This window comes from Actinomadura sp. KC345 (assembly GCF_004348515.1).
GTDB lineage: Bacteria > Actinomycetota > Actinomycetes > Streptosporangiales > Streptosporangiaceae > Spirillospora.
On sequence record NZ_SMKH01000282.1, the window covers coordinates 1 to 9,975 of the forward strand.

The window sequence follows — 9,975 nt, forward strand, 5'->3', positions numbered from 1 at the left end:
CCGCCAACCCGCACCGCCCGAACCCGCACCGCCCGACGGCAAGGGCGACGGGATGAAGGCGGTCCGCAGGCGGCTGGTGTCGCTGGTCGCCGGGAACATGGCGGCGCGGATGGGGGCACTGGCGTCGCTGGGGGTCGCGACGATCCTCGTCGCGCGGGTCGGCGGGCCGGAGCTGGTCGGGGCGTTCACGCTCGTCCGGATCCTGCCGGGCCTGCTGTGCCACCTGTCGAACGCGGGCCTGCCGGCCGCCGCGCCCTACTTCCTGGCGCGGGACCGCGACCAGAGCCGGGTGCGGCCGACGCTCGCCATGCTGACCGTGGTCGGGGCGGTCCTGGCGGGTCTCGTCTGGCTCGCGCTGAGCCCACTGCTCTTCCTCGTGTTCTTCAAGTCGTTCGGGGTCTGGGTGACGCTCGCCGCGGCCGTCCCGGCGTTCACGCAGGGATTCGTGTCCGTCGGGAAGGGCTTCCTCCAGGGGACCGACGACCCGCACGGCGCGAGCCTCGCCATCGCGGTCGAGGAGTTCGTGTTCCTGCCGATCTACGTCATGATCCTGGTGGCCTGGCACGGGACGGGCGCGCTCGTCCTCGGGCTCGTGCTCGCCGATATCGCCGCCGCCGCGTGGATCGTACGGCGGCTGAGGCGGCGCGGGTTCTTCCGCGGCTGGGGGCGGCCGGACGCGCGGCTCGGCAGGACGGTCGCCGGATACGGGTTCCGGGGCTACGTCGGCCAGCTCATCGACCTCCTCCAGCTCCGCTTCGACATGGCGCTGCTGGGCGCGCTCGCCGGGCCGAAGGTCCTGGGCGTCTACACGGTCGCGAGCAAGTTCGCGGAGCTGGTGCAGCTGCCCGGCCTCGCCGTGAACTACGTGCTGTACCCCGACTTCGCGCGGGAGGACAGGAGGAGTGCGGCGCGCCGCACCGCGGCCCTCATCCTGCCCGCGCTCGGCGTCTCCGTGCTCGCCGCGCTGCCGCTCGCGCTCATCGCCGGGACGGCGCTGCCGTGGGTGTTCGGCGACGTGTTCGACGAGGCCGTCGTGCCCACCTACATCCGTCTCGCCGGGGTCGTCACGTTCGGGGTGACCGGCCTCGTCATGGCCTACCTGTACGGGGTCGGGCGGCCGGGCGCCGCCTCGACCGGTCAGGGAATCGGCCTGGTGGTCGTCGTCGTGCTCGGCATCGTCCTGATCCCGGCGCACGGCGCGGAGGGCGCCGCGGTCGCGACGTCCATCTCCTTCATCGCCACGACCGCGGCACTGCTGGCCTGGTTCCAGCGCGTCAGGAACAAGGGGTGATCATGTCCGGGGACCTCATCGCTCGTCCCGTCGACCCGTCCGGCGGCATCCCGCCCTCGCGCGGCCGGCGGGCGCTGGACATCGCCGGCGCGCTCGCCGGGCTGCTGCTGTTCTCCGTCCCGCTGGTGGTCATCTACCTGCTGGTGCGGCTGACCAGCCGGGGACCGGGGATCTTCCGGCAGACCCGGGTCGGGCAGGGCGGCCGGCCGTTCACCATCTACAAGTTCCGGACGATGCGGCAGAACGTCGGCGGCATCAAGGTCACCGCGACCAGCGACCCGCGGGTGACCCGGCTCGGCCGGCTGCTGCGCCGCTGGTACCTGGACGAGTTACCGCAGCTCGCGAACGTGCTGCGCGGCGACATGACGCTCGTCGGGCCGCGCCCGGAGACCTACGACCTCGCGGAGTACTACCAGGAGCGCTGGCGGTGGGTCTTCGACCACCGGCCGGGGATGACGGGCGTCTCCCAGGTCAGGTTCCGCGACTCCGACGTGCTCCCTTCCGGCGAGGAGGTCGACCTCGCCTTCTACGTGGAACGGCTCGCCCCGGCGCAGGCCGCCGTCGACGCGGTGTACCTGAGCGACCCGTCGATGCGCGCGACGCTCCGGACCCTGGCCCAGACGGTCTGGTACGTCCTGGGATTCGACGTCCCGCCACTGCGGGTATCGGCTGATGGGAAGGTGACGGAGGAGGCGCCGCCGTCCGACGCCGCCCGCCCCGCGGAGGAGCGCGGCTCCGCCGCCTAGCGCCGGGAAAGGGACCGCATGCATGTCCGGAGCGTCCGGCTCAGGCTCACGGCCGCCGTCGCCGCGGTCGTGCTGGCCGCCGGCCTCCTGCTCGGTTCCGCGCTGCGCGCGGACCGCTCCGGCCACGAGCCGTACCGGGGACCGCTCGCCTCCCCCAGCGCCCCCGCGGCGAAGCCGGGCACGACGCGCCGCATCGCGCTGAACACCGAGCCCGCCGACTACCCGCGGCTGCGGGAGCTCGGCTACGACCTCGTGGACGTCATGGCCGACGCGTCCCAGGTCGCCGGCGTCCCGCCGGGGATGCAGGCGCTCCTGTGGGTCGGCAACTTCCACTGCGAGGACTTCGAACTCGACCTCGAAGCGTTCCGGCGCGCCGTCGACGAGTTCGGACGCGACCCGCGCGTGTTCGGGTGGTACCTGTCCGACGAGCCGGACACCGGCGACTGCCCGGAGATCGCCGAGGACATCCGGCAGCGCGCCGAGTACGTCGCGCGGAACGCCCCCGGGCAGATCTCCTACATCTCGATGACCGACTTCCCGATGAGGCCCCTGGCCCGCGTCGGCATCGACCTGTTCGGCCTGGATCCCTACCCCTGCGAGGGCTCGGCGGAAGTCCGCGAGCATTGCGACATCGGGGCGATCGACCGGATGGTCACCATGGCCGACGCCGCCGGAGTCCCCCGTGACAGGATCGCGCCCGTCCTGCAGACGTTCGGGCAGAGCTGCTCCGACGGCGACGAGCAGTACTGGCTGCCCACCGAGCCCCAGTTCCGCGAGATCCTCGCCCGCTGGGACCGGCTGGCGCCGCGTCCCCCGCTGGAGGTCTCCTACTCCTGGGGCCACCAGGACGAATGGGCCTGCCCCACCCTCGCCGACGCGACCGGCGGCGACCATCCCGACCTGCAGAGCATCATGAAGGCCCGCAACCGGGGCTAGTTCTGCCGCTCCGCCGGGCTAGTTCTGCCGCTCCGCGACGGCCGGCTGGTCGTTCCCGGCCGGGAACGGAACCTCCATGGACCCGAGCTTCAGAGCCAGAACTTCCATCAGACCAACGACCAGAACGAACCCGACGGCGATCAGGCCAAGCCTCTTGCGGTCCACCCCGCACACCCCTTAAAACCCCAGTTGAACTGGGAAAACCTTAACACATCATGATCTAGCCACCGTTATCTGGACACAGTGTGTATCCATATTGTTACAACCGATGCGAGCACCGGCCATTACACCGACGCCAGCCACCACAGCAACCCCGCAACGACCCAAACCCCTGCGATCGCGTCCGAAGGCAGGTTGCGAGCGAAGCGAGAAACCTGATCGCGCAGCGAGCCGCAAGGCGAGTTCGGAGCGATGCAGCGATCGCACCGCAGTGCCCGCCGAAGGGAGGGCCTTCAAGGCCCGACCGCCAAGGGCACTGCAAATCAGCACAGCCTCCGGCTGGTGAGATTGGCGGCTCTGGCGTTGACGCACTCGCCGGTGGCCAGGTCGAAGGCGAAGTTGTGGGCGAGGCAGTGGATCTCGCCGTCGCGGACGATGGCGCCCACGGAGAGGTCTTCGCCGGCGTGGGGGCAGTAGCGGGGGATGTCATAGCGGACGCCGCCGGATTCGACGGTGATGCGTTCGCTTTCGTCCCGGCCGGTCTCGTAGGCCTCGACGGCCTTCAGCGCGGGGGCGTTGGCGTGTTTGAGCAGGCCGACGAGGTGGTCGTTGTAGAGGTCGGGGTCGCGGTAGAGGCTGACGCGGAACGAGATGAGCAGGTCCTCCCAGGCCAGGCGGCCGGTGAGGATGCCGTTCACCCAGCGGCCCGCGGCGGTGATCCGGTAGTGGGGCCGGACCTCGGGGGACGCCTTCGAGACCGTGAGCCCGTCCGGCGCGAAGTCCACGTCCCAGACGCCGCCGTTCGGGCCCGTGACGTCGAACCGGACGATCATGGCGATCCGCCGCAGGAAGTAGTCGCTGAGGCCGCCCAGGTACTCGAAGTGGGCGACGAAGCGGTCGTAGAGGTCGGGGCCGGGCTCGGGGTGGGCCCCGACAACCTCGGCGATGGCGGGCGCGCGGTCGGCGGCGTAGCGGTCGAGGTAGTCGGCGGGGTCGGCGAAGGAGAACCCGGCCGACACCGGGTCGCGGACGCATTCGCCGGTGTCGAGGTCGAGGGTGTCGCCGGGCTTGAAGCAGTCCCAGCGCTGCTGCGGGAGATGCTCGCGCAGCCAGGTGGTGGAGACGTCCGGGTCGCAGAACGCGCCGTCGCGCTGGTCGAGGACCCAGTTCAGATGGGCGACCTCCGCGTCCAGGAAGCAGGGCGGGCCGGCGAACGGGACGGCGAGCTCCGGCGCGGTCTGCCGGACGAGGCGCTGCACGGCGCGGAGCTTGGACACCCGCTTGTCCATGGAGACCTTGGCCATCGCCTCGGACGGGTACTCGTAGCAGATCGGGTGCCAGGAGGCGCCGGACGTCTGCAGCGCCATCAGATCGAGCCGGCCGCCCGCCAGGTGCTTGGCGCGGCGTGCCTGCGCGGCGGTGAGCCGGGCGTCGTTGCAGTGCAGCAGACCCCGGCCGTCGGCGACGATGAGAAAGGCGGCGTCATGGCACATCGGCGAGAGTTCCGGAATCGCGGTGATCCAGGACCCGCGATTGTCGAGGGGGAATTTCTCCCACTCCGTCAACTCGATTACCTGGCGACCGCCGGCGGCGGCGAGCATCCGTTCCCGGAAGGCCGGTCCCGGATAGCGCGGAATGAGGATTCGGGTCCGTGCCGGAAGCCGGTCGATGACCCAGGGATCGAAGTGATCTAGATGTTCGTGCGAGACGGCGACCCAGTCGGCGTCGAGCACCGTGGCGAGGTCGAGGTGATCGTTTCTCGGATACTGGTGCCAGGCTCCGAGAAAGGCCCCCGAGGGATCGAGCCACGGGTCCGCCAGCAGGTGGAACGCCGCCGCGTCCACCGCCACCCCCGCATGTCCCAGAAATGTGACCGTCGGCATGTGGCCACTGTCTCCGCGCACACCCGCCGGCACACCCGCAGGAATGCGCAAAGCGGCTACGCCGTAGGCATGAAAGAAAGGCGCATAGAGAGCCGGAGCAAGAAACGACTATCCAGGCTGAGACGCTCCGATAATGGACGAAGTTTACTCCGTCCAAGCGTATGTCCACTTCTGGACATGAACTGGTCTGTTGCGGTCAATTGACTGGACACGCACAGGCCGGCGGGGCGACCGTCTAAGACGGTGCTGGAATAGGGACGGGGGTTCTCATGAACAACGGGCGGTCTCGTTCGTCTCCGGAGGACGCTCCCGCGGGTGTGGGGACACTCGCGGCGGCGGCTCCGCGGACGTCCGGACCCGAGGGCGGGCCGGGCGCCGCCCTCGGGGGGCGGTCACTGTGGCGCAGGAGGCTCCGCCACGACATCCGGCACGAACTCGGCACGATCATCATGCTCGCCTCGGCGGTCGTGGTCGCCGACGACGTCGGCGACGCCAGCCGGGCCCGCGTCGAGCAGATCCTCGGTGAGACCCGCTGGCTGGACCACCTGCTGCGGCGCCTGGACGAGGGCGACGGTCCCGACGAGGACGACCGGCCGCTGCCCCGCCCCGAGCGCATCCGCGTGGACGACCTCACCACCGAGGTCGTCACCGGCATGCGTCTCGCCACCCCGCTGGAGGTGTGCTTCACCGGCGGCGAGGCATGGGCCCACATGGACCCGGTCGCCCTCTGGCGCGCGGTCCGCAACGTCCTCGACAACGCGTGCCGTGTCGCCGAGGGGCGCGTGGACGTGCGGGTCGAGGCGGATCAGGGCTGGGTCGTCATCCAGGTCGACGACGACGGCCCCGGATTCGGCGCGGACGGAGGCGCGCCCCAGGGCGGGCCGGAGTCCGGGCGCGCCCGGCGGCGCGGCGGGCTCGCGTCGCTCGGGCTGGGCATCGTCCACGATCTCATCTCCGGCTACGGCGGCAGCCTGGAGATCCGCACCTGCGAGATGGGCGGGGCACGCGTGCGGATGCTGCTTCCCGCGGCGCCGCCCCCGGACGCGGACGAGCAGGCCGCCGATCCGCACGCCGACGACTGGCGGCGCCACCCATGAGACTGATCATCTGCGATGACCACGCGGTCTTCGCCGAGTCGCTGTCGCTGGTGCTGACGGACGCCGGGCACAGCGTGGTCGGCGTGACCTACTCCCCCGCGGACGCGCTGCCCTTGCTGCGGGCCAGGCAGCCCGACGCAGGCCTGATCGACCTGCAGTACCCGTCCGGCACGGCGCTCGACTGGATACCGAGGCTGCGGGCCGCGTCGCCTCGGACGGACTTCGTCGTCCTCTCCGGGTTCCTTGAGCAGCCGGTACTGGACGCCGGGGTCGCGGCGGGCGTGCGGGGGTTCGCCCACAAGGGCCAGCAGGCCGGCGACATCCTCCGCGTCCTGCGCCGCGTGGCCGACGGCGAGGTCGTCGTCGACCAGGTGACCCGGCGGGGCGCGTCGCGGCCGCGCAGCCAGGCGCAGCAGGTCGCGCGGTTCCTCACGCCGCGCGAGCGCGAGGTGCTGACCCGCCTGGTGCGCGGCGAGTCGACGCAGGCGCTGGCGAAGGCGATGGGGGTGACGCGCAGCACGGCGCGCAGCCATGTGCAGAGCGTGCTGAGCAAGCTCGGCGTTCATTCGCAGCGGGAGGCGGTGATCGAGGCGGCCCGGCACGGCCTGGTCAGCGTGGAGACCGGTGAATGGCTCGCCGGCTGAGCCTCGCCGGACACCTCCAGGGGGCCGGATACCTCCCGGGGAGTAGGGACGCACACTCCTTCCGGCCGACGTTGATCCGGATGCCGATGACTTAACGTGCAGTCATGAGCAACCACCCGCCCGGCCCGGTCCGGCACTGGCCGAGTCCCGGCCGGTGGCCGGTGTGGGTCGTCCCGGCGTTCCTCGCGTTCTTCCAGATCGTCGGGTCGCTCGGCGCGCAGAGCGGCGGGGGGCACGGCGAGCCCGGCGGCCCTCCGTGGGCGCAGAGCGACGGCGCGTCCGGCATCGGCCGCACCGATCTCGACGTGCTCGGCTTCGGCCTCCTCCTGGCCGGCCCGGCGCTGCTCCTGCTGCGCCGCCGGCACCCGGTGCTGACGCTGGCCGCGACGGGGGCGGTGACCGTCCTGTACCTGCTGCGCGCCTACACCTACGGCCCGTTCGTCTTCTCCATGGTCGTCGCGATGGTGGCGGCGATCGTCGCCGGGCACCGGCTGGTCACCTGGGCCGGGACGGGCATCGGCCTCGCCGCCTACTTCGGCCTGACCGCCCTGATCGGCGTCCCGGTGGAGGAGCGGGGGTCCGGCGGGGCGTTCCCGGCGGAGGAGCCGACCCTCGCCGGGGCGACGTTCGTGACCGGGTGGGCGCTGCTGGTGCTGGTCACCGCCGAGCTGCTCCGGATGCGCGGGCAGCGCGCCGCCGAGACGGCCCGCATCCGCGCCGAGGAGGAGCGCCGCCAGGCCAGCGAGGAGCGGCTGCGGATGGCGCGGGAACTGCACGACGTCCTCGCCCACAACATCTCGATGATCAACGTCCAGGCCGGGGTGGCGCTGCACCTGATCGACGAGAACCCCGAGCAGGCCCGGACGGCGCTCGCCGCCATCAAGGAGGCCAGCAAGGACGCGCTCACCGAGATGCGCGGGGTGATCGGCGCGCTGCGGGCGCAGGGCGAGACCGCGCCGCGCACCCCCACCGCGGGCCTCGGCCGGCTGGAGGACCTCGCCGCACGGGCTCGCTCGGCCGGCCTGCGCGTCGAGATCGAGATCACCGGGGACCGCCGTCCGCTGCACGCGGGCACCGACCTGGCCGCGTTCCGCATCGTCCAGGAGTCGCTGACGAACGTGACCCGCCATGCCGGGCCCGGCCCGGTGACGGCGCGGGTCCACATCGCCTACGGTGAGCACGAGATCGTGGTGCGGGTCGAGGACGACGGCCAGGGGGTCTCCCTCCTGGACGACCACACGGGCGGCAGCGGGATCCGGGGCATGCGCGAACGGGCGGCGGCGCTCGGCGGCGCGTTCGACGCCGGGCCGCGGCCCGGCGGCGGGTTCCGGGTGCGCGCCCGGCTCCCCCTGACCGAGGAGGCGGACGTGACCGAGGCTCAGAAGGGCTGAACATGCGGTTCTCTGGTGGAACGCCGGATGGAGAAGGCTCAATGATCAAGGTCATGCTCGCCGACGACCAGGTGCTGGTCCGGGCCGGGTTCCGGGCGCTGCTCGACGCGCAGCCCGACATCGAGGTCGTCGGGGAGGCCGGTGACGGCGAGGAGGCGGTGGCGCAGGCGCGCCGGCTGCGTCCCGACATCATCCTGATGGACATCCGGATGCCGGGCCTCGACGGCCTGGAGGCCACCCGCCGGATCGCGGCGGACGACCGGCTCGACGGCGTCAAGATCGTGATTCTCACCACGTTCGAGCTGGACGAGTACGTCTTCGAGGCGCTGCGCGGCGGCGCGAGCGGGTTCCTGGTCAAGGACACCGAGCCGATGGAGCTGGTCCACGCCGTGCGGGCCGTCGCGGACGGGGACGCGCTGCTGTCGCCCAGCGTGACCCGGCGTCTGATCGCCGAGTTCGCCGCGCGGGCCAAGGAACCGGCGCCGTCGCCGCGGCTGAACGCGCTGACCGAGCGGGAGCGGGAGGTCATGGCGCTGGTCGGCGAGGGGCTGTCGAACGAGGAGATCGCCGCCCGGCTGGTGGTGAGCCCGGCGACCGCCAAGACCCACGTCAGCCGCACCATGGTGAAGCTCAACGCCCGCGACCGCGCCCAGCTCGTGGTCCTCGCCTACGAGTCCGGGCTGGTCAAACCCGGCTGGCTACCCTAGAAACCCTCCAGCGGGCCGATTCGCTGTCGTCGTCCGCCGGGTCATGACAGGGTGGACGGCACAGCCGTCCTGGACGCGAAGGAGTCCGGTGCCGAACGACACGAGGATCCTGGCCGTCGACGACCGCGAGGAGAACCTGACCGCCCTCGCGGCCGTCCTGGACGCGCTTCCGGTGGACGTGGTGCCGGTGACCTCCGGGCAGGCCGCCCTCAAGGAACTGCTGAACGACGACTTCGCGCTGATCCTGCTCGATGTCGTGATGCCGGAGATGGACGGCTTCGAGACCGCGGGCCACATCAAGTCCCGTCCCCGCACCCGCGACATCCCGATCATCTTCCTCACCGCGGGAGGCGGGTCCGGCGAGCAGGCGTTCCGCGGCTACTCCGCAGGCGCGGCGGACTACCTCACCAAGCCGTTCGACCCGTGGCTGCTGCGCGCCAAGGTCTCGGTCTTCGTCGACCTGCACCGCCGCAACCTGCAGCTCCAGCGGCAGGCGAAGCTGCTGCGGCAGTCCCTCACCGAGGGCGAGGAGGGCGGCGCCCTGTCGGGCTGCGAGCGGTTCCTGTCCGCGCTCGACGAGCGCCTCCAGCGGGTCGAGGAGGACGCGGCCCGGATTCGCGCCGGCGAACCGGCGGACGACCTCGGCGACCACGTCGCCGAACTGCGCCTCGCCCTGGACGCCCTCTCAGCGGGCACCTGAACTCCCGCCGGTGTACGTCGGCCGGTGAACGTCAGCCGGTGCCTGAGCGCGCCGGGGCGCTGATCGGGGGCGCCTGAGCGGCCGCCCCCGGCTGGAGCTTGCCGCGCAGGATGAACGCGCCCGCCAGCACCGCCGCGACGACGAGGATCACCGCGATCGTGACGATCAGGAGCGTCTTGCGGCGTTCCGCCCGGTCGCCCGCGGGGCCGTGGACGGGAGGCGGCGGTGGCTGCTGCCAGTTCGTGTACTGCTGCGGCTGCTCCCAGGGCGGCGGTGTGTGCGGAGGAAGGTTCTGCGACTGGGAGGGCGGCGGCGCCCACTCGGTCTCCAGAAACGTCCGCGCCTCCTGGTCCTTGCCGGGGCGCGGCGGCGGAGGCGGAGGGAACGCCGATCCGCTCTTGTCCCGCCCCTGGTCGTAGCC

Annotated in this window: 10 protein-coding genes and 1 pseudogene; 8 read left to right on the forward strand and 3 right to left on the reverse strand. The window is 71.9% G+C overall.

The window, feature by feature from the left end:
* From E1281_RS32105 to E1281_RS32115, 3 genes are all read left to right on the forward strand, one after another.
* Positions 1-1,291: oligosaccharide flippase family protein (locus E1281_RS32105; RefSeq protein WP_131883470.1), on the forward strand; the 1,291-nt coding region annotated here is incomplete at its 5' end.
* Positions 1,292-1,293: 2 nt separating this feature from the next.
* On the forward strand, positions 1,294-2,037 hold the full coding sequence (locus tag E1281_RS32110; protein WP_131883471.1) for a sugar transferase: 744 nt from the start codon (positions 1,294-1,296) through the stop codon (positions 2,035-2,037).
* Positions 2,038-2,055: 18 nt separating this feature from the next.
* Positions 2,056-2,973: a hypothetical protein gene (locus tag E1281_RS32115; protein WP_131883472.1), complete on the forward strand. Its 918-nt coding sequence runs from the start codon at positions 2,056-2,058 to the stop codon at positions 2,971-2,973.
* Between the two features lie 18 nt (positions 2,974-2,991).
* On the opposite strand, the gene E1281_RS40685 is transcribed toward E1281_RS32115, so the two are convergent.
* Complete coding sequence (locus tag E1281_RS40685; RefSeq protein WP_165959201.1) at positions 2,992-3,138, reverse strand: hypothetical protein; 147 nt, start codon at positions 3,136-3,138, stop codon at positions 2,992-2,994.
* Between the two features lie 317 nt (positions 3,139-3,455).
* Positions 3,456-5,015: a Rieske 2Fe-2S domain-containing protein gene (locus tag E1281_RS32120; protein ID WP_131883473.1), complete on the reverse strand. Its 1,560-nt coding sequence runs from the start codon at positions 5,013-5,015 to the stop codon at positions 3,456-3,458.
* Positions 5,016-5,332: 317 nt separating this feature from the next.
* Here E1281_RS32120 and E1281_RS32125 point away from each other — a divergent pair, with 317 nt between their 5' ends.
* The 5 genes from E1281_RS32125 (at position 5,333) to E1281_RS32145 (ending at position 9,554) form a co-directional block, all read left to right on the forward strand.
* On the forward strand, positions 5,333-6,112 hold the full coding sequence (locus E1281_RS32125) for a sensor histidine kinase (protein WP_165959202.1): 780 nt from the start codon (positions 5,333-5,335) through the stop codon (positions 6,110-6,112).
* Complete coding sequence (locus tag E1281_RS32130) at positions 6,109-6,756, forward strand: response regulator transcription factor (protein WP_131883475.1); 648 nt, start codon at positions 6,109-6,111, stop codon at positions 6,754-6,756. The genes E1281_RS32125 and E1281_RS32130 overlap by 4 nt, the downstream gene beginning before the upstream one ends.
* Positions 6,757-6,860: 104 nt before the next feature.
* Complete coding sequence (locus E1281_RS32135; RefSeq protein WP_131883476.1) at positions 6,861-8,147, forward strand: sensor histidine kinase; 1,287 nt, start codon at positions 6,861-6,863, stop codon at positions 8,145-8,147.
* 41 nt (positions 8,148-8,188) lie between these two features.
* A complete protein-coding gene (locus E1281_RS32140) occupies positions 8,189-8,854 on the forward strand; it encodes a response regulator transcription factor (RefSeq protein ID WP_131883477.1) in 666 nt (221 codons plus the stop codon).
* 88 nt (positions 8,855-8,942) lie between these two features.
* The gene (locus E1281_RS32145) at positions 8,943-9,554 is read left to right on the forward strand and encodes a response regulator (protein ID WP_243717640.1); all 612 of its coding nucleotides are present in this window, start codon (positions 8,943-8,945) and stop codon (positions 9,552-9,554) included.
* 31 nt (positions 9,555-9,585) lie between these two features.
* On the opposite strand, the pseudogene E1281_RS40690 reads toward E1281_RS32145, so the two are convergent.
* Positions 9,586-9,975 (reverse strand): annotated as a pseudogene (locus E1281_RS40690) (hypothetical protein); the annotation flags it as partial.

What these genes read in the sequence shown, in the direction of transcription:
- E1281_RS32110 (WP_131883471.1), top strand. Translation starts at nt 1,294, where the DNA reads ATGTCCGGGGACCTCATCGCTCGTCCCGTCGACCCGTCCGGCGGCATC.
- E1281_RS32115 (WP_131883472.1), top strand. Translation starts at nt 2,056, where the DNA reads ATGCATGTCCGGAGCGTCCGGCTCAGGCTCACGGCCGCCGTCGCCGCG.
- E1281_RS32120 (WP_131883473.1), bottom strand. Translation starts at nt 5,015, where the DNA reads ATGCCGACGGTCACATTTCTGGGACATGCGGGGGTGGCGGTGGACGCG.
- E1281_RS32130 (WP_131883475.1), top strand. Translation starts at nt 6,109, where the DNA reads ATGAGACTGATCATCTGCGATGACCACGCGGTCTTCGCCGAGTCGCTG.
- E1281_RS32135 (WP_131883476.1), top strand. Translation starts at nt 6,861, where the DNA reads ATGAGCAACCACCCGCCCGGCCCGGTCCGGCACTGGCCGAGTCCCGGC.
- E1281_RS32140 (WP_131883477.1), top strand. Translation starts at nt 8,189, where the DNA reads ATGATCAAGGTCATGCTCGCCGACGACCAGGTGCTGGTCCGGGCCGGG.